The organism is Mycolicibacterium confluentis (genome assembly GCF_010729895.1).
In the GTDB taxonomy this organism is placed as follows: domain Bacteria; phylum Actinomycetota; class Actinomycetes; order Mycobacteriales; family Mycobacteriaceae; genus Mycobacterium; species Mycobacterium confluentis.
In genome coordinates this window covers 3,584,840-3,606,691 of the sequence record NZ_AP022612.1, presented here as the reverse complement: position 1 = coordinate 3,606,691, position 21,852 = coordinate 3,584,840, and the positions used below count along the sequence as shown (strand labels likewise).

At 69.7% G+C, this 21,852-nt stretch carries 21 protein-coding genes; 10 read left to right on the top strand and 11 right to left on the bottom strand.

The window, feature by feature from the left end; translation table 11 throughout:
• Positions 1–17: 17 nt before the first annotated feature.
• Positions 18–446: a M15 family metallopeptidase gene (locus G6N34_RS16970; RefSeq protein ID WP_407663276.1), complete on the bottom strand. Its 429-nt coding sequence runs from the start codon at positions 444–446 to the stop codon at positions 18–20.
• Between the two features lie 157 nt (positions 447–603).
• Between G6N34_RS16970 and aroQ the strand changes: the two genes are divergently transcribed.
• Together aroQ and G6N34_RS16960 are read left to right on the top strand one after the other, a co-directional pair.
• Positions 604–1,047, top strand: a complete 444-nt coding sequence (gene aroQ / locus G6N34_RS16965; RefSeq protein WP_085148716.1) for a type II 3-dehydroquinate dehydratase — start codon at positions 604–606, stop codon at positions 1,045–1,047.
• Positions 1,048–1,109: 62 nt separating this feature from the next.
• Positions 1,110–1,427, top strand: a complete 318-nt coding sequence (locus G6N34_RS16960; protein WP_234812775.1) for a hypothetical protein — start codon at positions 1,110–1,112, stop codon at positions 1,425–1,427.
• Position 1,428: 1 nt separating this feature from the next.
• Here the strand turns inward: G6N34_RS16960 and G6N34_RS16955 are convergent, their stop codons facing one another.
• Genes G6N34_RS16955 through G6N34_RS16945 form a run of 3 tightly spaced genes read right to left on the bottom strand, consistent with a single transcriptional unit; the run spans position 1,429 to position 3,625 of the window.
• Positions 1,429–1,926: a GNAT family N-acetyltransferase gene (locus G6N34_RS16955; RefSeq protein WP_085148710.1), complete on the bottom strand. Its 498-nt coding sequence runs from the start codon at positions 1,924–1,926 to the stop codon at positions 1,429–1,431.
• Positions 1,923–3,017, bottom strand: a complete 1,095-nt coding sequence (locus G6N34_RS16950; RefSeq protein ID WP_085148708.1) for an isochorismate synthase — start codon at positions 3,015–3,017, stop codon at positions 1,923–1,925. Before G6N34_RS16950 ends, G6N34_RS16955 begins: the two co-directional genes overlap by 4 nt.
• Positions 3,014–3,625, bottom strand: a complete 612-nt coding sequence (locus tag G6N34_RS16945) for an acid phosphatase (RefSeq protein WP_085148706.1) — start codon at positions 3,623–3,625, stop codon at positions 3,014–3,016. Before G6N34_RS16945 ends, G6N34_RS16950 begins: the two co-directional genes overlap by 4 nt.
• Positions 3,626–3,709: 84 nt before the next feature.
• Between G6N34_RS16945 and G6N34_RS16940 the strand changes: the two genes are divergently transcribed.
• Positions 3,710–4,507, top strand: coding sequence for a ParA family protein (locus G6N34_RS16940; protein ID WP_085148704.1), 798 nt, complete (start codon positions 3,710–3,712; stop codon positions 4,505–4,507).
• Between the two features lie 5 nt (positions 4,508–4,512).
• On the opposite strand, the gene G6N34_RS16935 is transcribed toward G6N34_RS16940, so the two are convergent.
• Together G6N34_RS16935 and G6N34_RS16930 are read right to left on the bottom strand one after the other, a co-directional pair.
• Positions 4,513–5,745 carry an Rv3212 family protein gene (locus G6N34_RS16935; RefSeq protein ID WP_085148701.1) on the bottom strand — a complete coding sequence of 411 codons (1,233 nt, stop codon included), beginning with the start codon at positions 5,743–5,745 and terminating at the stop codon, positions 4,513–4,515.
• Positions 5,746–5,754: 9 nt separating this feature from the next.
• Positions 5,755–7,290 carry a DEAD/DEAH box helicase gene (locus G6N34_RS16930; protein WP_085148698.1) on the bottom strand — a complete coding sequence of 512 codons (1,536 nt, stop codon included), beginning with the start codon at positions 7,288–7,290 and terminating at the stop codon, positions 5,755–5,757.
• A 320-nt stretch (positions 7,291–7,610) separates the two neighbouring features.
• Here G6N34_RS16930 and G6N34_RS16925 point away from each other — a divergent pair, with 320 nt between their 5' ends.
• Positions 7,611–8,321, top strand: coding sequence for a ferritin-like fold-containing protein (locus tag G6N34_RS16925; RefSeq protein WP_085148695.1), 711 nt, complete (start codon positions 7,611–7,613; stop codon positions 8,319–8,321).
• A 9-nt stretch (positions 8,322–8,330) separates the two neighbouring features.
• Here the strand turns inward: G6N34_RS16925 and G6N34_RS16920 are convergent, their stop codons facing one another.
• Positions 8,331–9,134, bottom strand: a complete 804-nt coding sequence (locus G6N34_RS16920) for a hypothetical protein (RefSeq protein ID WP_109788284.1) — start codon at positions 9,132–9,134, stop codon at positions 8,331–8,333.
• 286 nt (positions 9,135–9,420) lie between these two features.
• Here G6N34_RS16920 and G6N34_RS16915 point away from each other — a divergent pair, with 286 nt between their 5' ends.
• A complete protein-coding gene (locus tag G6N34_RS16915; protein WP_085148691.1) occupies positions 9,421–9,678 on the top strand; it encodes a DUF3107 domain-containing protein in 258 nt (85 codons plus the stop codon).
• A gap of 22 nt (positions 9,679–9,700) precedes the next feature.
• Here G6N34_RS16915 and G6N34_RS16910 read toward each other — a convergent pair whose 3' ends face one another.
• Positions 9,701–10,387 carry an HTH-type transcriptional activator FasR gene (locus tag G6N34_RS16910; RefSeq protein WP_085148688.1) on the bottom strand — a complete coding sequence of 229 codons (687 nt, stop codon included), beginning with the start codon at positions 10,385–10,387 and terminating at the stop codon, positions 9,701–9,703.
• A gap of 173 nt (positions 10,388–10,560) precedes the next feature.
• Between G6N34_RS16910 and G6N34_RS16905 the strand changes: the two genes are divergently transcribed.
• From G6N34_RS16905 to G6N34_RS16895, 3 genes are all read left to right on the top strand, one after another.
• Positions 10,561–11,598, top strand: a complete 1,038-nt coding sequence (locus G6N34_RS16905; protein WP_085148685.1) for a DUF3152 domain-containing protein — start codon at positions 10,561–10,563, stop codon at positions 11,596–11,598.
• A gap of 132 nt (positions 11,599–11,730) precedes the next feature.
• A complete protein-coding gene (gene moeZ, locus G6N34_RS16900; protein WP_179965836.1) occupies positions 11,731–12,897 on the top strand; it encodes an adenylyltransferase/sulfurtransferase MoeZ in 1,167 nt (388 codons plus the stop codon).
• A 70-nt stretch (positions 12,898–12,967) separates the two neighbouring features.
• Positions 12,968–13,822, top strand: coding sequence for a TIGR02569 family protein (locus G6N34_RS16895; RefSeq protein WP_085148679.1), 855 nt, complete (start codon positions 12,968–12,970; stop codon positions 13,820–13,822).
• On the opposite strand, the gene G6N34_RS16890 is transcribed toward G6N34_RS16895, so the two are convergent.
• Complete coding sequence (locus G6N34_RS16890; protein ID WP_085148676.1) at positions 13,819–14,133, bottom strand: MGMT family protein; 315 nt, start codon at positions 14,131–14,133, stop codon at positions 13,819–13,821. The genes G6N34_RS16895 and G6N34_RS16890 overlap by 4 nt on opposite strands.
• 1 nt (position 14,134) lies before the next feature.
• Positions 14,135–14,917, bottom strand: a complete 783-nt coding sequence (locus G6N34_RS16885; protein ID WP_085148673.1) for an alpha/beta fold hydrolase — start codon at positions 14,915–14,917, stop codon at positions 14,135–14,137.
• A gap of 70 nt (positions 14,918–14,987) precedes the next feature.
• Here G6N34_RS16885 and G6N34_RS16880 point away from each other — a divergent pair, with 70 nt between their 5' ends.
• Both G6N34_RS16880 and G6N34_RS16875 read left to right on the top strand, forming a co-directional pair.
• On the top strand, positions 14,988–18,176 hold the full coding sequence (locus G6N34_RS16880) for an ATP-dependent DNA helicase (RefSeq protein ID WP_085148670.1): 3,189 nt from the start codon (positions 14,988–14,990) through the stop codon (positions 18,174–18,176).
• 1 nt (position 18,177) lies between these two features.
• Positions 18,178–21,429, top strand: coding sequence for an ATP-dependent helicase (locus G6N34_RS16875; protein WP_085148667.1), 3,252 nt, complete (start codon positions 18,178–18,180; stop codon positions 21,427–21,429).
• On the opposite strand, the gene G6N34_RS16870 is transcribed toward G6N34_RS16875, so the two are convergent.
• Positions 21,407–21,823 (bottom strand): DoxX family protein, encoded by a 417-nt coding sequence (locus G6N34_RS16870; RefSeq protein WP_085148664.1) that lies wholly within the window; start codon positions 21,821–21,823, stop codon positions 21,407–21,409. The two genes, G6N34_RS16875 and G6N34_RS16870, sit on opposite strands and share 23 nt — an antisense overlap.
• Between the last annotated feature and the right edge of the window lie 29 nt (positions 21,824–21,852).

Here is a 21,852-nt window from a genome sequence, read left to right as displayed (position 1 = left end):
CTAACCGCCGTGCGGGTTCAGGCCGCGGCGTTGGGCAGCAGCGCGGGACAGCCGCTCATCGGGTCCGCCAGCTCGAAGTGCCACAGTTCGTTGGCGTAGATCTGGCACAGGCCGAAGCGCGGGCCGTTGGCGATGAGCCATTCGTCTGCGCCCAGACCGCCGATGTCGACCGCTTCGCCGAGCACATGCTTGGACGCGGTCGGGGTCTGCACATATTGCCGAGCGGCGGCATAACTGCCGTAGGTGAGCACGGCGTCGTCGAGCAGTTGCTGCTGGAACTCCGGCGAGCGCCACCCCGAGGTGACGGTCATCGTGACGCCCTCGGCGGCCGCGGCGTTCGCGGCGGTCTGGACCGCCGACAACAGTTCGGGCTGAAGTCCGCCGACGGCCGGATTCCCGACGTCGAACGGAGACAACGTCACCACGCCATCGTCGGCGCGCGCCATCGGGACCCCCAGGGTGGCCGCGGCCGCGATGCCCGCGGCAGCCATCAACGCCTTGGCGGACATCCGCAGCCTCCTTCGCTCCCGGCCCGCACACACCCTATGACAGTGTCCCGGTGTGCCTGGCCCGATGCCGTCGCAGCGTGGGTACCGTACTGGGGTGACCGAACGCCGTCTGCTCCTCGTCAACGGGCCCAATCTGAACCTGCTGGGCACGCGTCAGCCCGAGATCTACGGCACCACCACGCTGGTGCAGATCGAGCAGCTGACCTCCGATGCCGCCGCGGAACACGGCTTCGTGGTGCGCGCGGTGCACAGCAATCACGAGGGGGCGTTGATCGACGCCATCCAGTTGGCACGCAAGGACTGCCTGGGCATCATCATCAACCCGGCCGCCTACAGCCACACCTCGGTGGCGATCGCCGACGCCCTGCGCGCCGCCGACCTGCCCGTCGTCGAGGTGCACCTGAGCAACATCCACCGCCGTGAGGAGTTCCGGCACCACTCCTTCACCTCGGCCGTCGCCGAAGTGGTGATCGCCGGCGCCGGTCCTCTGGGCTATCGGTTCGCGGTGGACTGGCTGGCCGAGAGGCTCGCGAAGTGAGCGAGGCTCCGCCGCCGGCAGTGCGCTACGCCGGATTCGTCGTGCTGGCCGAGGGCATCCTGATGCTGATCGTGGCCGCCGTGCTGGTGGTGCGTGCGGTCCTGGGCGCCGACCAGCACATCGTCAGCGGGTACGGCACCGCCATCTGGTTCCTGTTGGTCGGCGGCGGCGTGACGGCCGGCGGGTGGGCGCTGCTCACCGAGCGGCGTTGGGGCCGCGGCATCGCGGTGTTCATCAACCTGCTGCTGCTCCCGGTGGCCTGGTACATCTACAGCTCCCACCAGCTCACCTATGCCGTCCCGGTGGCCCTCGTTGCGCTCGTGGCGCTCGGGCTTCTGTTCAGTCCCTCTGCGGTGCAGTGGGTTTCGCGACGGGACTGACTCAGGGCTGGTCCACCACCGGCTCGCCGGCCAGTGCGGTGAGGTTCAGCCCCGACACCCGATAGGTGGTCCAGTCGTTCATCGGCAGGCCGCCGACGCCGTCGTAGAGTGCGATCGCGTTGACGTTCCAGTTCAGCACGGCCCAGGACAGCCTCGAGTAACCGCGTTGCACGCATTCGCGCGCCAGGGTCACCAGCAGGTCCCGGGCCAGGCCCCGACGGCGGAACTCCGGACGCACGAACAGGTCCTCGAGGTAGATGCCGCCGACCCCGTCCCAGGTGGAGAAGTTCACGAACCACACCGCGACGGCCGCGGCTGTGCCGTCGACCTCGGCGACGTGGGCGTACGCGATCGGGTGGTCGCCGAACAGCGCAGTGCGCATCTGCTCCTCGGTGACCGTGGCCTCGTGCGCGGCCTTCTCGAAATCGGCGAGTTGGTGGACCATCGCGGTGATCGCCGCCTCATCGCCGGGGCGGGCGGGCCGAATGTGCTGTGTCATGGTGTCGCTCCCAGTCCGGCCAAGATCGTCTTGAACTTCGTTGTGGTCTCGGCGACCTCGTCGTCGGGATCGGACTCGGCGACGATGCCCCCGCCGGAGTGTGCCGTGGCGGTCCGGCCGTCCGCCGACAGCTGCGCGCATCTGATCGACACCACCCACCGGCCGTCGCCGCGGGCGTCGCACCAGCCGACGGCTCCAGCATAGAACCCGCGGTCGCCTTCGAGTTCGGCGATCAGCGCTTTCGCGGCTGCGGTCGGGACCCCGCCGACGGCCGGGGTCGGCTGCAGTGCCAACGCCAGATCCATTGCTGTGGTGTCCCTTTCGCGCAACCGGGCCGAGATCGGGGTGTTCAGGTGCCACAGCGCGTCAGTGTGGTGCAGCTCGGGTTCGGGGGCGATGTCCAACTCGACGCACAACGGTTCGAGCGCGGCGCGCATGACGTCGATCACCAGTTGATGCTCATGGCGGTTCTTCGCGGACTCCGCGAGCGCCCGGCCGTTGGCGCGGTCCACGTCGGGATCGGCCGAGCGTGGCGCCGAACCCGCGAACGGCCGGCACGTCACACGGTCGCCGGAGCGCGCGACCAGCAGTTCGGGGCTCGCGCCCACGAATGTCGTGCCCGCGTAGGTGCCGCCGGCGGGGGACAGGTCCACCAGGTAGGCGTACCCACCCCGGTCGGCGTCGCGCAGGCGGCGCAGCACCGTCGGGGCGTCCCACGGTGCGTCGGCGCTCACCCGCAGCGCGCGGGCCAGCACCACCTTGTGCAGTTCCGTGCCGGGGGCCGTCAGTCGGGCGATGGCGGCCACCACCCGATCCCGGTGGACCGCCGGATTCGGTTCCGGCGCAACGTCCGTGACGCGGGGCAGGGGGATGCTCGGCCAGGACGGCAGGCTGTCACCCCGCGACAGGGTCTCGGGTTCGTGCAACGCGGCGACACCGGAGGTGTCGAACGGCAGCGCGCCCACCACGATCGGCACATCGCCGGAGCGCAGCGCGCGCTGCGCCGCACCGATCTCGGAGAACGGGGTGCGCACACCGGAGCCGATGATGGTGCCTGCGGGCCCGCTCAGGACGAAGGACGGAGGCGTCACGGCGTCTCGGTGTTCACACGATGCGCGGTCAACCCCAGCGATTTGAGCTGGCGCAGGCCGTAATCGAAGCCGCACACGGCCAGCGACGCCGGGCCGAAGCCGTACCGCGCGCCCTCGGACAACGGTTGTTCAACCCAGCGCGTCACAATCGAGCGGGAGAAGTGGCCATGGCCGACGAACACCACATCGCGTTCGCGCATGGTGTCCAGCGCCAGTTCGATCGCCGCGTCGGCACGCCTGCTCACGTCGGAAACCGATTCGCCGCCCGGGCAGCCGTGAGTCCACAGCAGCCAGCCCGGGGTCTGGGTGCGGATGTCATGCGTCGTTTGGCCCTCGTAGTCGCCGTAATCCCATTCGGCGAGTCCGGGCAGGACCTCGGATACCGTCAGGCCCGCCAGTTCGGCGGTCGCCAGTGCACGACGTCGCGGGCTGGAGAACACCACGGCGTCCTCGAGTCCCAGGTGCGCGACCGCCAGGGCCGCCAATCCGGCCTGCTCACGGCCGTATTCGGTGAGATCGAGATCTGTAGTGCTGGTGTGCTGACCTGACTTCGACCATTCGGTCTCTCCGTGGCGCAACAGGACCAGCCGATGCTCACCAACACTCACGACTGACGATTCTGCCTGACGCCGCCGGAGCCACGCCGTGGAGTCGTCCGGGCGGGCGGATGCCGCACGTGACAGTATGGCGCCGTGGGGACAAAGGTGTTGGCGGTGGCCAATCAGAAGGGCGGGGTGGCCAAGACGACGACGGTGGCGTCGTTGGGTGCTGCGATGGTGGAGGCGGGCAGACGCGTCCTGCTTGTGGATCTCGATCCGCAGGGCTGTCTGACGTTCTCGTTGGGCCAGGATCCGGACAAGCTCCCGGTCTCGGTGCATGAGGTTCTGCTGGGGGAGGTTGAACCGAACGCCGCGCTGGTGCAGACCAGCGAGGGGATCACGCTGCTGCCGGCCAACATCGACCTGGCGGGGGCCGAGGCGATGCTGTTGATGCGCGCAGGTCGCGAGTATGCGCTCAAGCGCGCACTGGCCAAGGTCGCCGATGATTTCGACGTCGTGATCATCGACTGCCCGCCGTCGCTGGGCGTGCTCACCCTCAACGGGTTGACCGCGGCAGATGATGTGCTCGTGCCGTTGCAGTGCGAGACGCTCGCGCATCGTGGCGTGGGTCAGTTCCTGCGGACGGTCTCCGACGTCCAGCAGATCACCAATTCCGACCTCAACCTGCTCGGCGCGCTTCCGACGCTGTACGACTCACGCACCACGCACAGCCGCGACGTGCTGTTCGACGTCGTCGACCGCTACGGACTGGCGCTGCTGGCACCGCCCATCCCGCGCACCGTGCGTTTCGCGGAGGCGACGGCGTCGGGGTCCTCGGTGATCGCCGGGCGCAAGAACAAGGGTGCTCACGCCTACCGCGAGTTGGCCACGAGCCTGCTCAAGTACTGGAAGTCGGGCAAGAAGCTGGAGACCTTCACACCGGAGGTGTGAGCGCCCTATCCGAGCGCGACGAGGGTGCGTCCGCGCTGCTCGAGCAGCGTCGCACCGACAACGGTGGGCACAATCACTCCGACACCGGACTCCATGCCGCGGCGCTCGACGTCGATGACGCGTTCGAGGTGCCCGTCGGACACGTCGTAGACGCCGACCCCGCCGGTGACGGGGATGAGCAGCTTGTCGGCCATGATGGTCGCCGGTCCCAGCGGGACGATGTTCTCCTCGGCGTTGACGGTGTACTTGTGCGTCAGCTTGTCGGAGTTGAACACCATGACCGATCGGCCGGTCCACCACGTGACCAGGCTGCCTGCCCGAGTCACCGAGCTTTCCGGATCGGCCATCGACGGCGGCGCGCTCACCGGCGTGCTCGAGGTCTCCGTGCCGACGTCGTTGACCACCGAGACGCGGGGCTTGGGCGTCGGGAGGTAGACCGCGGTGTTGGTGTCGGAGACCGCCAGCACGCGCGGTCCCGCGCTCGAGGGCACGCCGGCCTGCGGGATATCGCGCAGTTCGGGCTCGTCGTCGTCCTTGCCCGGTCGCAGCAGGGTCAACCGGACGTCCGCCTCACCCGCACAGGTCTGCAGCAGTGAGACGGCCGACGGGCTGGCCGCGGCGGACAGGATTGTGCAGCCCTTGCCGACACCGGTGTGGTTGGGCTTGACCCGCGCGTCCACCTCGCCGTACCCGATCACCCGCACCATGTCGGAGCGCCAGAGCTCCAGCCTGGTCGCGCCGGTGGCCAGCGCGACGGTGCCGTCGGAGGACAGTTCCACACGCTTGTCGGCGTAGCCGGTGCGGGACGGGCCGCGACGACCCGTGGACGCGTCGATCGTGCTGACCTGCCCACAGCCACGAACGTCGGGGTACACCGCGACGGCGTACTGGTAGATCCAGGTCACCCCGCACAGGTCGAGATCGCGCGCATAGGTCCAGACAGGCTCGCCGGTGTCCGGGTTGCGGCCGTGCACCGTGCGGCCGTCGCCGGTCACCACGGTTCCGCTGGCCACCACGGGCATGGTGGTCGCGGCGCTCGGCGCGGCCCAGAGTTCGCGCAGCTCGTCGGGGACTTCGCCTGCGGGTGGGACGCTGGTCGACGGTGTGGCCGCGGGCTGACTCAGTGTTGCGCGGGCATCACTGGTCCACCAGATCGCCACGGCGGCGACGGCGACGATCGCGATGATCGCGACGGCCGCAACGATGTCGCCGCGGGTGCGGCGCTCCGGTCTGACCATCGGCGCCGGTCAGCCGGCGGTGACGCTGGCTTCGGCGGCGGGCTTGCGGGGCCCGCGGCGACGCCGGCGACGCGGTGCACGCGTGGCCTCGGCGCCGTCCTCACCGGCAGCGGCCGTGGGAGCGTCGGCGCCCGCGGTGTCGGTGTCGGCCGTGGTGCCCTCGACGTGCCCGGTCAGCGTCTTGCCTCCGCGGGTGCGACGGCGCTCACGGTTCCGGCGGGGCTTGTCGCTCCCGCCGCTGGAGATGGTTTCGGTCCGCTCTTCGCGACGCTTGGTGACCTTCTTCTGCGGGGTCCCGATCGACCCGGTCGCGTCCGCCGGAATGCCCAGTTCCTCGAACAGATGCGGCGAGCTCGAGTACGTCTCGGCGGGTTCCGGGCAGTCCAGGCCCAGCGCCTTGTTGATCATGGTCCAGCGGGGCAGCTCGTCCCAGTCGACCAGGGTCACCGCGACACCGGTCTTTCCCGCGCGGCCGGTGCGGCCGATGCGGTGCACGTAGGACTGCTCGTCGTCGGGGATCTGGTAGTTGATGACGTGGGTGACGTCGTCGATGTCGATGCCGCGGGCGGCCACGTCGGTGGCGACCAGGACGTCGACGTCACCGGTGCGGAAGGACTTCAGCGCCTTCTCGCGGGCGATCTGGCCGAGGTCACCGTGCACGGCGCCGACCTTGAAGCCGCGCTCGGCGAGCTCGTCGGCGACCTTCTGCGCGGTGCGCTTGGTGCGGGTGAAGACCATCGTCGCGCCGCGGCCCTCCGCCTGCAGCACCCGGGTGACGAGTTCGACCTTGTCGAGCGCGTGGGCGCGGTAGATGAACTGCGTGGTGGTGTCGTGGGTGGCGGCCGAATGCGGCGCCTCGGCCCGGATGTGGGTGGGCTGGTTCATGAACGTGCGCGCGAGCGTGATGATCGGATCCGGCATGGTCGCCGAGAACAGCATCGACTGGCGCGAGTCCGGGGTGAGGCGCAGGATGCGCTCGATGTCCGGCAGGAAGCCGAGGTCGAGCATCTCGTCGGCCTCGTCGAGGACCAGCACCGACAGACCGCCGAGCTGCAGGTGTCCCTGCTGCGCGAGGTCGAGGAGTCGGCCCGGGGTGCCGACGACCACGTCGGCGCCGTTGCGCAGCGCCTCGATCTGTGGCTCGTAGGGCCGGCCGCCGTAGATGGACACCACCGACAGCGGGCGGGTGCCGTCGCCGTCGGCGGCGGGGGCGGTCAGGTACTTGCCGGCGCCCGCGAGGTCGCCGTAGACCTGAACGCACAGTTCGCGGGTGGGCACCACGATCAGCGCACGCGGTGCGCCGGAGAGAGGGCGGCTGGGATCGCTGATGATCTTGTGCAGGAGCGGGACGCCGAACGCGTAGGTCTTGCCCATGCCGGTGCGCGCCTGGCCGATCAGGTCATCGCCGGCCAGTGCGAGCGGAAGCGTCAGCTCCTGGATGGCGAAGGGGTGCTCGATGCCCTCCTCGGCGAGCGCGCGCACAATCGCGTCATCAACGCCGAGCTGGGCAAACGTGTGGTCGGCGGGAGTCTGTAACTGAGTCATAAAGGAGGTGTGCAACCTTTCGGTGTCTTGCGAGTCAAATTCCGAGGTGTCAGCTCGTCTGTAGTTCTCGTCGCGTCATCTCGCGCGCACGAGTCGTAGAGAGACAACCTCGGTGTCTCGGGACACCGAATCCGCTGGGCCCAGCGCTGGAAAAAAGCTTCGAGGCGGGCCGTGCACGTGCACGCACATTTCCTCGGAAGGCGGTGAATATGAGCCTTCCGCAAACCATTGTAACTGGTCGGCTCCGCTGGGGCGGCTTACGGTGACTTCAACGGTGCCGCCCGCGTCTGGCCGCAACCGCCAATCGTTACAGTGACCCCATGAGTTCGACGCAGCCCGCGGCCGGCCCCGAGTCCTCACCGCAGGAGTCTGCGCAGACCCCCCGAGTGCCCGCCGATCATCCCGGTGTCGACAAGCTCTTCGCGCTTCTGGCCTACGGCGAGGTGGCGGCGTTCTACCGCCTCACCGACGAGGCTCGGATGGCTCCGAATCTGACGGGGCGGATCAACATGGCGAGCATGGCCGCCGCCGAGATGGGGCATTACGAACTCCTGCGAGATGCGTTGCAGCGCAGGGGAGTCGACGTCGTCACGAAGATGACGGAGTACGCCCCGACGCTCGACGACTACCACAGTCTGACCACGCCCAGCACGTGGCTCGAGGCGTTGGTGAAGACCTACGTCGGCGATGCGCTGGCAGCCGATTTCTACCTCGAGATCGCCGACGTGCTGCCCGATGAGGTCGCCGACGTGGTCCGCGGGGTGCTGGCCGAGACGGGTCACTCACAGTTCGTGGTGGCCGAGGTCCGGGACGCGGTCGCGGCCAGCGACGTGCACCGCTCAAGGCTCGCGCTGTGGTCGCGCCGACTGCTCGGTGAGGCGATCACCCAGGCGCAGTATGTGCTGGCCGAGCACGACGAGCTGGTGGACCTCGTGGTGTCCGGTACAGGCGGGCTCGGCCAGATCACCGAGTTCTTCGACAGGCTGCAGAACACCCACGCGGCACGGATGGCCGAACTCGGCCTGGCCTGAGTTCCGCGGCTACTTGGTGCAGGTCGCGATCAGCGAGTTGTTGCCCTGGGCGACGGTGACCGCTCCGGTGGCGTCGGTGATCGTGCAGTTCAGCTGACCGGTCACGCTGGTCGCCGTGACCGACTGTGTCTCCACGCCCGGGTTCAGCACGACCGTGCGCGACCACGGCAGCGCCACATTCAGATCGGTGCGCGGGAAGCCCTGTTCGTCGGTGTAGATGACGGTGACCAGGTCGAACAGTTGCCGATTGCCCGTGACCGAGTAGGTGATGATGCGTTCGGGTGCGACACCCTCGACCGGCGGGGGCGGCGGCAGTTCGGCGGGCGACGGATGCGTGGCCGACGGCGTGGTGGTGACGGTCACGACGGTCTCGGGCGCCAGCGGTGCGGACGGACCGGGGCCGGGCGGCACCGTCGCGATGACGGTGCGCGGTGTGGTCGACGTGGGCGCGGCGTCCTGCACCGGGGCCTCGGCCGCGCTGGTCTGCGTGGAAGTCGCGGTGGACGTGGCGCTGTCGTTGCCGAGCACTGTGGCGATCGCGACGACTGAGACGAACAGCACTGCGGCGGCGGCGCCGGCGATCCACCGCCAGCGGGTGTCGCGGTCGTGCTCGAAATCGTCGTAGTCGTCGTAATCCTCGTAGTCGAGAATCTCGGTCGCACCGGTGTCGTACGTGTCGTAGGTCCCGTCGGCCTTGTAGGCCGACTGGTAGGACTCGGTGCTGTGGCCATCGGAGTCGGTGGAGTGCTGGGACTCGTCGGCGTAGGTGTTACCGCCCCGCGTTCCCGTACCGCTCCAGTAGGGCTTGCTCATCGGGTCACCTCGCCTTCGGCGCTCGAAATCACTTTGATCACTCCAGTCACATCCTTCACGGGAATGGTATCGGGGCGGGCATCTGCCGCGGCGCAGCGCGCGGGGTGTGTCGGACTTTGGTGACCAAGTTCATCCGGGCAGGTCAGCGCTGTCCGCCGGGAGGCTTCGCTGACCGCGAACGCCTGGTGCGGCGCGGGTCCTCGAGCGTGCACTAGCCTTCTTGTACAGCGCGCTCGTATCTCGGGGCGCCGCAGTTTTCTGCGAATCTGAACGGAAAGGGTCCGGCGTGGAGGTCAAGATCGGTGTCACGGACAGCCCGCGTGAGCTCGTCTTCAACAGCACACAGACACCTGATGAGCTGGAGAAGTCGGTGAGTGCCGCGCTGTCCGAGGGGGCCGGCCTGCTGAGCCTCACCGACGAGAAGGGCCGGCGCTTCCTGATCCAGGCAACGCGTGTCGCCTATGTCGAACTGGGACCCGCCGACAGCCGTCGGGTGGGATTCGGAATCGGTGCCGGTCCGGTGACGCCGCCGAACACCGACTAGGTCGGCCGGACCCGGGCTCCGATCAGGACCGGGTCAGCGGAACGTGTGACAGCCCGCCCCAGATGAACTGGACGGTGCCTTCGACGGCGTCGTCTTTGGTGATGGGGCGGGCATTGTCCAACCAGTAGCGCGCCGAGTCGACGCTGATGCTCACCAGACCCACGGCGATCATGCGGGCACGGTGCGGATCCAGCCCCGAGTCGTGGCTGATCAGGTCGAACACCGCGTCGGTGCACGCCTCGGTGGCGACCTTGACCTGGGCGGACACCTGAGGCTCGGTCACGTAGTCGTTCTCGAAGATCAGCCGGTAGCCCTGGCCGTCATGCTCGATGAAGTCAAAGAAGGCATGCACGGCAGCGCGCACGCGCTGGCGGTTGTCGGTGGTCGTGCGCAGCGCCTGCCGAACCCCGGAGACCAGGTTCTCGACATGCTTGGCCAGCACCGCGAGGTACAGCTCCAGCTTGCTGGCGAAGTGTTGGTAGAGGACCGGCTTGCTGACGCCGGCGCGATCGGCGATCTCATCCATGCCCGCGGCGTGATAGCCGCGGTCGACGAACACCTCGCTGGCCGCGATCAGCAGCTGCCCGCGACGTTCGTCACGGGGGAGCCGGTTACCGCGGCGGTTCGTCGTGGCGGCGGCCCGTTCAGTTCGCTGTGTGTTGGCCGTTCTGGCACCTCGCCGTGCGCCTGTGTTGGCGAGATCGCTCATCAAATCCTCTGTCTTTGTCCTCATCGAGCTGCTCGGGCTGGAGCGCCCGGCATGATGGCTCGTCGCAACGACAGTACTACCCGGAACTGCGAAACCCTGGGTACGGCGCCCCTGCGTCGCTCTTGCTGGCGCGCCGGGAGCCCGCCCGCTGCCCGCTGTGCCATCCTTGGTCGGTGACCTACGACCCGGGGCGTCGCGGGGGAAATCGCGTGCCTGTGCTGCGCAACGAGTGGCGCGAGCCGCTGCGCGCACAACGCGACCCGTTGGCCAGCGACTCCGGGCGCAGCCGTGCCAACCGCGAAGAACACCAGCGCTGGCGCAAACGCACCTGGCTCGGGCGGTTCGTGTCCACCTACGGCTGGCGCGCCTATGCGCTGCCCCCGCTGGTGGTGGTGACGGTGATGGTGATCTATCAGACGATCACCGGCGCGAGCGGTGGGACGCCGGTTGCCACCGAGGAGGTCCACGGGCCTCCGACGATCGGCGCGGAGGGCACCGCGATCATCGGCGCGCCTCCGCGCGGGCTCACGCAGTTCGACGCCGACCTGCCCACCGGAATCCTGCCCGACGGCGGTCCGTACACCGAGGCAGGCGAGCGCACGTGGCGCGTCATCCCGGGCGGCACACCGCAGGTCGGGACGGGCAGCGCCAAGGTGTTCCGCTACACCGTCGAGGTCGAGGACGGCGTCGACACAACGTCTTTCGGCGGCGACGACGCGTTCGCCCGGATGGTCGACCAGACGCTGGCCAATCCCAAGAGCTGGATCCACAACCCGCAGTTCGCGTTCACGCGCATCGACTCCGGGGAGCCGGACTTCCGGGTGTCGCTGACGTCGCCGATCACCATCCGCGAGGGCTGTGGCTACGAGATCCAACTCGAGGCCTCGTGCTACAACCCCGCCTATCGACCCGTGCCGGGTGCCCCCCAGGAACCCAGGGTGTTCCTCAACGAGGCGCGCTGGGTCCGCGGTGCGGTGCCGTTCCAGGGCGACATCGGGTCCTACCGGCAGTACCTGATCAACCACGAGGTCGGGCACGCCATCGGCTATCAGCACCACGAGGCGTGCGACGAGAACGGCGCGCTGGCCCCGGTGATGATGCAGCAGACCTTCTCCACCTCCAACGTCGACGCGGCCAAGTTCGATCCGGACTGGATCAAGGCCGACGACAAGACGTGCCGGTTCAACCCCTGGCCGTATCCCATCGCCTGACCCGCGAGGGCCGCTCGGAGTGTGACGCACACCCGGCTGGGAAGTTCCTGCCCGCCTCCCGTGTTGATGTGTCACGCGCTTTGAGACAATTGGTGAAGGTCACCATCCCTGAGGAGTCACTTCGTGTCCACATTGCCACCGCTGGTTTCACCGGCCGCCGAGCTCACTCGCGAGGAGGTCGCGCGATACAGCAGGCACTTGATCATTCCCGACCTCGGCGTCGACGGACAGAAGCGGCTGAAGAACGCTCGAGTGCTGGTCATCGGTGCCGGCGGCCTCGGCTCGCCGACCCTGCTGTACCTGGCCGCGGCCGGCGTCGGCACCATCGGCATCGTCGAGTTCGACGTGGTCGACGAGTCGAACCTGCAGCGCCAGATCATCCACGGCCAGTCCGACATCGGCCGGTCCAAGGCGCAGAGCGCCGCCGACTCGATCCGCGAGATCAACCCGCTGGTCCAGGTCAACCTGCATGAGTTGCGGCTGGAACCGGAGAACGCGGTCGATCTGTTCGCGCAGTACGACCTGATTCTCGACGGCACCGACAACTTCGCCACCCGCTACCTCGTCAACGATGCCGCCGTGCTCGCGGGCAAGCCGTACGTGTGGGGCTCGATCTTCCGCTTCGAAGGTCAGGTGTCAGTGTTCTGGGAGGACGCCCCCGACGGACTGGGCCTGAACTACCGCGACCTCTACCCCGAGCCGCCGCCTCCGGGCATGGTCCCGTCCTGTGCCGAGGGCGGTGTGCTGGGCATCCTGTGCGCCTCGATCGCGTCGGTCATGGGCACTGAGGCCATCAAGCTGATCACGGGCATCGGCGAGACCCTGCTGGGCCGGCTCATGGTGTATGACGCGCTGGACATGACGTACCGCACCATCAAGATCCGCAAGGATCCGTCGACGCCGAAGATCACCGAACTCATCGACTACGAGTTGTTCTGCGGTGCGGTCTCCGAGGACGCTGCCGCCGCGGCGGCCGATTCCACCATCACGCCGCGTGAACTGCGTGAACTGATCGACTCAGGCCGCAATCTGGCGTTGATCGACGTGCGTGAGCCCGTCGAGTGGGACATCAACCACATCGCCGGTGCCGAACTCATCCCCAAGTCGACCCTGGAGTCCGGTGCGGGCCTGGCCAAGATGCCGCAGGACCGGCTCGCGGTGCTGTACTGCAAGACCGGTGTTCGGTCCGCTGAGGCGCTGGCCGCGGTCAAGAAGGCCGGATTCGCCGACGCGGTGCATCTGCAGGGCGGGATCACCGCCTGGGCCAAGCAGTACGAACCCGACATGGTGATGTACTGATCCGGCAACTTGCGCGACACAACAGGTCAGCGTGCAGGTTTGCGGGCCGCCCGACTATAGGGTGATTGCTGTGACCGATGAGCAGCCGCCCGAGCATGTGTTGGCGGCGTTCGGTCTGACCGGATCGACGCCGACGTCCCTGGGTTCCGCCTGGGAGGGTGGCTGGCGCTGCGGTGAGGTGGTGCTGTCGCTGGTCGCCGACCACGCCCGCGCCGCATGGTCGGCGAAGGTTCGCGAGACCCTGTTCGTCGACGGCGTGCGACTGGCCCGGCCCGTGCGATCCACCGACGGCCGCTACGTCGTCTCGGGCTGGCGGGCCGACACCTACGTGTCGGGCACCCCGGAGCCTCGTCACGACGAGGTGGTCTCGGCCGCGGTCCGGTTGCACGAGGCCACCGCAAAACTCGAGCGTCCGCGCTTCCTGACCCAGCCGCCCGCGCTGCCCTGGGCCGACGTCGACGTGTTCGTCGCCGCCGACCGCGCGGCGTGGGAGGAGCGTCCGCTGCATTCGCTGCCGTCGGAGGCCAGGGTGGGCCCCGGCTCGGCGGACGGCCAGCGCTCCGTCGACCTGATCAATCAGCTCGCCGGGCTGCGCAGACCCACCAAGAGTCCGAACCAGCTGGTGCACGGAGATCTGCACGGCACCGTGCTGTTCGCCGGCACCGCGGCGCCCGGCATCACCGACATCACGCCATACTGGCGGCCGCCGTCCTGGGCCGCCGGCGTCGTGGTCGTCGACGCGCTCGCCTGGGGTGACGCCGACGACGGTCTGATCGAGCGTTGGAGCGCCCTGCCCGAGTGGCCGCAGATGCTGCTGCGCGCGTTGATGTTCCGGCTGGCCGTGCACGCTCTGCACCCACGCGCGACCGCCTCGGCGTTCCCCGGGTTGGCCCGCACGGCGGCATTGGTGCGCCTCGCGCTTTAGGCGAGATCGAACACGTGACGCACGGAGTCAGGGCCGGTCAGCCTGACCCGGCCGTCGGAGGCCAGGACGCCCTCGGCGCGCAGCAGTTCCAACTGCCGGGTGCGCAGGTGCTCCGCGGGCCGTCCGGACGCCGAGATCACGCGGTGCCAGGGCAGGTCTGAGGAGTCGGTCCGCATGATCCACCCCGTGATGCGCGGGCTGGAAAGCCCTGCTGCCGAGGCGATGTCACCGTAGGTGGCCACGCGTCCGGGCGGGATCGATGCGACGAGCGCGCGTACGCGTTCGACCTGCTCATCGGTCACCGCGGGCATGTCAGGACTCCAGCGCGGCCCGGATCAGGTGCGCGGTCTCGGCAGGTTTGGCCTGGGAGACCATGTGATCACAGTCGAGGTCGACCAGCGTGAACTGCGCACCCTGGCCAGACTTGAGGCCTTCGATCAGTTCGGCGGTCACATACGGCGGTGACGTGCGGGTGGCACGCACCAGCGTGGTCGGAATCCCCTTGGGCGCGAACACGACATCGCGCGCCAGTTCGCTCCAGTAGGACATCATCGCGGGAATGCAGATGCGCCACCCGACCCTGCCGTTGGGCAGTTCGACGAGGTGTTCGTCGAGTTCGGCGTCGAGTTGCGTGTCGTCGACATCGCCCCACGAACCGCTGCTCTTCTCGTGGCGGGCCTCGGCACGGTCGGTGTAGTCCGGCGAGGCGAACATCGACTCGGCGATGTCGTGCATCCAGGACCCGTCCAACCCGACAGCGGGGTCCAGCAGGACCAGCGCCCTGACCCGGTCGGGATGCGTGGCCGCCAGGTGCAGGGCGATCGCACCGCCGAACGAGTGGCCCACCACCACCACCGGACCCTCGGCGGTCTCGTCGAGAACCTGTGCCAGCGCAGCGACATTCGCTTCGATCGTCCAGGGCGCCGACGACGGGGAATGACCGTGCCCGAGCAGGTCCGGGGCCACGAGCGTGACGTCGGGGAGGTGGGTGTCGGCGAGGACCTGCCAGCGCTGACCATGGCCGGTCAGGCCGTGGACGGCCAGCACCTGGGCGGGTCCGGCGGGTCCGTGTCGGTGCACATGCAGAGGGCTCACGACCTGTAGATCCTGCCAGGTGCCGCCGCGGGCGGGACAGCTTGTCGGAGGCCTGTGATGTCATTCCCGCATGGTCACACCGCACACCGCCACCGCCGAGGCCTCCTCGGCTGGAACGCGGCACTGGGACGGCGCCGTCGGTCAGATCCTCGACACCGACCGGCGCGGCACCGTGCGTGTGCTGGGTGGCCCCGGGACCGGCACCTCAAGCCTGCTGGTCGACATCGCGAGCACGCGGATCGCCGCGGGCACCGACCCGGAATCCGTTCTGCTGCTCACCGGTTCGGGGCGGGTCAGCGCCGGGGTGCGCAGCACGCTGACGGCCGCGCTGCTCACGGCGGCCGACCCCGGGTCGGGTCGTGCGGTCGTGCGGCAACCGCTGGTGCGGTCGGTGCACGCGTACGCGTTCGGCGTGCTGCGGTTGGCCGCCCAGCGTGTCGGTGACCCGCCGCCGCGGTTGATCACCAGCGCCGAACAGGACGGCGTGATCCGTGAACTCCTGGCCGGTGACCTCGAGGACGGCGCGGCGTACTGGCCGGCGACGCTGCACGCGGCGCTGGGCACCGCGGGGTTCGCCACCGAACTGCGTGACCTGCTGGCACGCTGCACCGAACGCGGCGTCGACCCACGGCAACTGCAGCGGATCGGGCGGTCCGCGGGACGGCCCGAATGGGTTGCCGCAGGCCGGTTCGCACAGCAGTACGAGCAGGTCATGCTGTTGCGCTCGGCGGTCGGGACCGCAGCTCCGCAGGCCACGGTGCCCGCACTCGGCGCCGCCGAACTGGTCGGTGCGGCGCTCGAGGCCCTCGGCGGCGACCCCGACCTGTTGGCGGCCGAACGGGCGCGTGTGCGGGTGCTCCTGGTCGACGACGCACAGCACCTCGACCCGCAGGCCGCTCTGCTGGCGCGCGTGCTGGCCGCCGGAGCCGACCTCGCGGTGTTCGCGGGGGACCCGAATCGCGCGGCGTTCAAGTTCCGTGGCGCCGACCCGGCGCTGCTGCTCGAATCCGAGTGGCCCGCGGTCACCCTCACCGCGTCCCACCGCTGCGCCGACCGTGTCGCGGCCGTGGTCGACGGGTTGGCCCGTCAGCTTCCGGGGTCCGGGCCCATCCGTGAACTCGGCAGCGCCACCTCAGAACCCGGCCAGGTGATCACGACGCTGGCCGCCTCCGAGCAGGCCGAGGCCGCGGTCATCGCGGACACGCTGCGACGCACCCACCTGATCGACGGGGTGCCGTGGTCGCAGATGGCCGTCATCGCGCGGTCGGTGGGCGGTGTCGGGGCGATGCTGCCGCGCGTACTCGCGAACGCGGGGGTGCCCGTCGCGGGAGGCGCCACGCATCCGCCGCTGGCGTACAACCCCACCGTGCGTGCGCTGCTGACGGTGTTGTCGGCCGCGGTCGACGGCCTGACCGCCGAGCATGCCCAGGAACTCGTCACGGGTCCGATCGGACGGGTCGATCCGGTCACACTGCGCCAACTTCGGCGCGCGCTGCGCCGGATCGACCCGGCACGGGACTTCTCCGAACTGCTGATCGCGGCGCTGACCGACGGACCGTCGGCGGCGCTGGCACCCGCGCTCGCCCGCCCCCTCCGCCGGGTCCACACCGTACTGGCCGCGGCCTCAAAAACCCTTCGGCAGCAGGCTGATCCGCGGACGACGCTGTGGCAGGCCTGGCACCGCAGTGGCCTGCAGCGCAGGCTGGTCAACGCCGTCGAGCGCGGCGGGGAGGCGGGGCGGCATGCCAACGCCGACCTCGACGCGGTGACCGCGTTGTTCGAGGCGGCAGACCAGTACGTGTCGCGGACAGCGGGCGCCACGGTGGCCGGTCTGGTGAGCACCGTGCGGGCATGGCAGCTGCCGATCCGTGCGGCCCAACCCGACCACCCGGCCGAGGAGGTGGCGATCCTGAGCCCGCACCAGGCGCTGGACCGGGAGTGGGACACCGTGGTGATCGCGGGCCTTCAGGAGGGCCTGTGGCCGAACACGATTCCGCGCGGCGGGGTGCTGGGCACCCAGCGGCTGATGGACGTGCTCGACGGGATCGGCGCCGACGTGTCCGACCGGGCGCCGCTGATCGCCGACGAGCGGCGCCTGCTGATCACCGCGGTAGGCCGCGCACGCAGGCGGCTCGTCGTCACCGCGGTCGACGGCACCGCCACCGACTCCGATGACGGCCTGCGCGTTCCGTCACCGTTCTTCCGCGACATCGCCAGGTTCGCGACCGACGAGGCCGTGCCGGGGCAGATGACGCCCGTGGTGGCTCCGCCGGTGCTGTCGGTTCCCGCGGTGGTGGGCCGGCTGCGGGCCGTGGTGTGCGCCCCGGACGCCGCCGTCGACGCTGATGAGAGGGCTTGTGCGGCAACGCAGTTGGCCCGGCTCGCGAAGGCCGGTGTGCCGGGGGCCGACCCCGCGCAGTGGCAGGGTTTAACCGCGGTGAGCACTGAGGAGCCGCGCTGGTCCGCCGAGCCCGGCGAGACCCACACCGTCACATTGTCGCCGTCGACGCTGCAGCAGTTGCAGGACTGCCCGCTGCGCTGGCTCATGGAGCGGCACGGCGGCACCGATGCGCGTGAACTCCGTTCGGCGCTGGGGACGTTGGTCCACGCCCTGATCGCCGAGCCCGGCGCCGACGAGACGGCCATGCTGGCCCGTCTCGACGCGGTCTGGGATCAACTGCCGTTCGAGTCGCAGTGGTTCGCCCGCAATGAGCTTGCGCGGCACCGCGCCATGGTGCAGACGTTCACCCGCTGGCGCGAGGAGTCCCGAGGCGAGCTCACCGAGGTCGGCACCGAGGTCGAGGTCGACGGCGTGCTGGAGGCGGCCGACCCGGCCGATCCCGCGGTCCGGTTGCGCGGGCGCATCGACCGGTTGGAGCGCGACGCCGAGGACCGCCTGGTGATCGTCGACGTCAAGACCGGCAAGACCCCGGTCAGCAAGGACGATGCGCAGCAGCACGCGCAACTGGCGGCATATCAGCTCGCGGTCGCGGCGGGCCTGCTGCCCGAGGGCATCGAGCCCGGCGGCGGCAGGCTGGTCTACATCGGCAAGTCCGGTGCCTCGGGAGCCGCTCAGCGTGAACAGGATCCGATGGGTGCCGAGGCCCGCGACACGTGGCGGACCGATGTGCACCAGGCCGCGGCGGCGACGGCCGGGCCGGAGTTCACCGCGCGCGTCAACGACGGCTGCGCGCACTGCCCGGTCCGCCGCAGCTGCCCCGCTCACAACCGCCCCGCAAGCGCACCGGAAGGTGTATGACATGCCGCAGTACAGTCCGGCCGAATTGGCCGACGCCCTGGGCCTGCCGACCCCGACCGACGAGCAGGCGGCCGTCATCTCGGCCCCGCTGGGACCGCTGGTCGTCATCGCGGGCGCGGGTGCGGGCAAGACCGAGACCATGGCGGCGCGGGTCGTGTGGCTGGTCGCCAACGGCTACGCGACACCCGACCAGGTGCTGGGCCTGACCTTCACCCGCAAGGCCGCGGGTCAGCTTCTGCGTCGCGTGCGCTCCCGGCTGTCCCGGCTGGCCGGCACGGGCCTGATGGAGGCCAGTTCGCACGAGCCCGTCACGGTCAGCACCTATCACGCCTTCGCCGGATCGCTGCTGCGCGACCACGGTCTGCTGCTGCCCGTCGAGCCCGACACCCGTCTGCTCAGCGAGACCGAACTGTGGCAGTTGGCCTTCGACGTCGTGTGCGCCCACCCCGGGGATCTGGAGACCGACAAGACACCCGCCGCGGTGACCAAGATGGTCTTGGGACTGTCCTCGCAGTTGGCGGAACACATGGTCAGCACCGACCAACTGCGTGACACCCACCTGGAACTGGAACGGCTCGTGCACACGCTGCCGCCGGGCCCGAACCAGCGGGACCGCGGGCCCAACCAGTGGCTGCTGAAGATGCTGGCCGTCCAGACCCAACGCGCCGAACTCGTGCCGCTCATCGACGCACTGCATCAGCGGCTTCGGGCCGAGAAGGCGATGGACTTCGGCATGCAGATGTCGGCCGCAGCGCAACTGGTGACGCGCTTTCCGAGCGTCGGCGCTGCCCTGCGGCAGCGCTTCCGGGTCGTGCTGCTCGACGAGTACCAGGACACCGGGCACGCGCAGCGCGTCGCGTTGTCGGCGCTGTTCGGCGGTGGCGTCGACGAGTCGTTGGCGTTGACCGCGGTGGGGGACCCGATCCAGTCCATCTACGGCTGGCGCGGCGCCTCGGCGACCAATCTGCCGCGGTTCGCCACCGACTTCCCGTGCGCCGACGGGACACCGGCCCCGACGCTGGAACTGCGCACCAGTTGGCGCAATCCGCCGAGCACGCTGCAGGTGGCCAATGCGATCTCCGCCGAGGCGCGGCGCCGGTCGGTCGAGGTGCGTGAACTGCGCGCGCGCCCCGACGCGGGCGCGGGGACGGTGCGCTGCGCGCTGTGCTCCGATGTGGCCGTCGAGCGGGACTGGGTCGCCGACCAGATGGCGCAGGCGTTCGCCGACGCTGGCCCGCAGAACCCGCCCACCGCGGCGGTTCTGGTGCGCCGCAACGCCGACGCGGTTCCCATGGCGGAGGCCCTGCGGGCACGCGGACTTCCCGTCGAGGTCGTCGGTCTGGCGGGACTGCTCGCTGTGGAGGAGGTCGCCGACGTGGTCGCGATGCTGCGCACGGTCGCCGATCCGACCGCCGGTGCCGCGACCATGCGGGTGCTCACCGGGCCGCGGTGGCGGTTGGGTGCGCGTGACCTCACCGCACTGTGGAACCGGGCGCGCGATCTGGACGACCGCCCACGCGACGACGGTTCCGTCGATCAGGTGCTGGCCCAACTGCGTCCCGACACCGACGTCGCCTCGCTGGCCGACGCGATCTGCGATCCCGGTCCGGCCGAAGAGTATTCGGCCGCGGGCTACGAGCGCATCTGTGCGCTGGCCGAGGAGTTGACGGTGTTGCGCGGCCATCTGGACCGGCCGGTGCCGGACCTGGTGGCCGAGGTGCGCCGCAGGCTGGGCGTCGACACCGAGGCGCGGGCTAAGCATGTGGGCCCCGACTCGCTCGGCGCCGAGCAGTTGGACGCGTTCGCGGCGGTGGTGGATGCCTATGCCGCGCGAACACCTCTGGCCCGCACGGACATCCATGGACTTCTGGGATATCTCACGGTCGCCGAGGACGTGGAGAACGGGTTGGCACCCGCGGAGGTGTCCGTGTCCGCGGACCGGATCCAGATCCTGACGGTGCATGCGGCCAAGGGGTTGGAGTGGGAGATCGTCGCGGTGCCGCATCTGTCGGCCCGGGTGTTCCCGTCCACGGCGAATGCGCGGACATGGCTGACCGATCCGGCCGACCTGCCGCCACTGCTGCGCGGTGACCGCGCCGAACTTGGCGCGCACGGGGTTCCCGTCCTCGACACCGACGCGGTGACCCATCGAAAGCAGTTGTCGGACACCATCGACGCCCATCGCGCGCAGTTGGAGCAGCGGCGCATCGACGAGGAACGGCGACTGCTCTACGTGGCCATCACCCGCTCGGAGGACACGCTGCTGCTGTCCGGCCACCACTGGGGCGCCACCGAGACCAAACCCCGCGGCCCCTCAGACTTCCTGTGCGAACTCAAGGACATCATCGAGACCGCGGCGGCCGAGGGGCGGCCATGCGGCGAGGTGGTGCAGTGGGCCGCCGATCCTCCGTCATCGGAGCAGAACCCGTTGCGGGACAACGTGGTCGAAGCCAGTTGGCCAGTCGACCCGTTGGCTGGCAACCGCTCCGAGGTTGAGCGTGGCGCCGCCCTGGTCGCTGCGGCCATGGATGAGGAGATCGTCGCGGACGACGACCAGTACGGCTGGGTCGCCGACGTCGACGCGCTGCTCGCCGAACGTGCCGAGCAGCCCGCCGCGGCGTCCGCGGCGCTGCCCAACCTGTTGTCGGTGAGCACCCTGGTCGAACTCGGCAAGGATGCAGGCGCGGCACTGGCCAGGCTGAATCGCCGGGTGCCGCAGCGCCCGGACCCACACTCGCTGCTCGGCACGGCATTCCACGACTGGGTGCAGCGGTTCTACGGAGCGGACCGGCTCTTCGACCTCGACGACCTGCCCGGCGCGGTCGACGGCGAACACGCCCGGGCGCAGGCCGAGGAACTGGCGGATCTGCAGGCGGAATTCATGAGTTCGCGATGGGCCGCCCGCACGCCGATCGACATCGAGGTGCCGTTCGAGATGACCGTCGCGGGCCGTGTCGTGCGGGGACGCATCGACGCGGTCTTCGCGGACGACGACGGGTTCACGGTGGTGGACTGGAAGACCGGTGCACCACCCGCCGACGCCGACGGGATGCGCACGGCCGCGATCCAGCTCGCGGTGTACCGGTTGGCCTGGGCCGCGCTCAACGGATGCGAGGAGTCGTCGGTGCGGGGGGCCTTCCACTACGTGCGCAGCGGTCAGACGGTGGAGCCCGAGGACCTGCCGTCCCGCGAGGAACTCGAACAGATGCTGCGCGACGCCGATCCTGCCGCTACGACAGCCGGCGCACCTTGAGGGCCTCGGTGATCATCGGGATCTGCAGCGGAAGCCGGGCGATGGCGGCGATCCGCATGATCCAGGGCTTGTCCCACCACAGGCGGACCATGTTGAGGTTGCCCGGGAACACCGCGAGGAACAGTGCCACCGCGGCGGTGGCGCCCAGCCTGCGGGTGGCTGGGGCCGCGAGCAGGCCCGCAGTCGCCAGTTCGGCGACCCCCGAGGCATAGGTGTAGGTGCGGGCGCTGCCGGGAAGCTCGACTGGGATGATCGAGTCGAATGGCCCGGGGGCCACGAAATGCAGCACCCCGACACCGCCCAGCAGGGCGGCCAACCGGTGCGCGGCGCGTTCTCCGGCACGCCGGTCGGTGTCGGTCAGGGCGGTTCCCGGCGCGGAACGGAAGGACGTCATGGTTACATGATGACGTGCGGCGAGCAGTG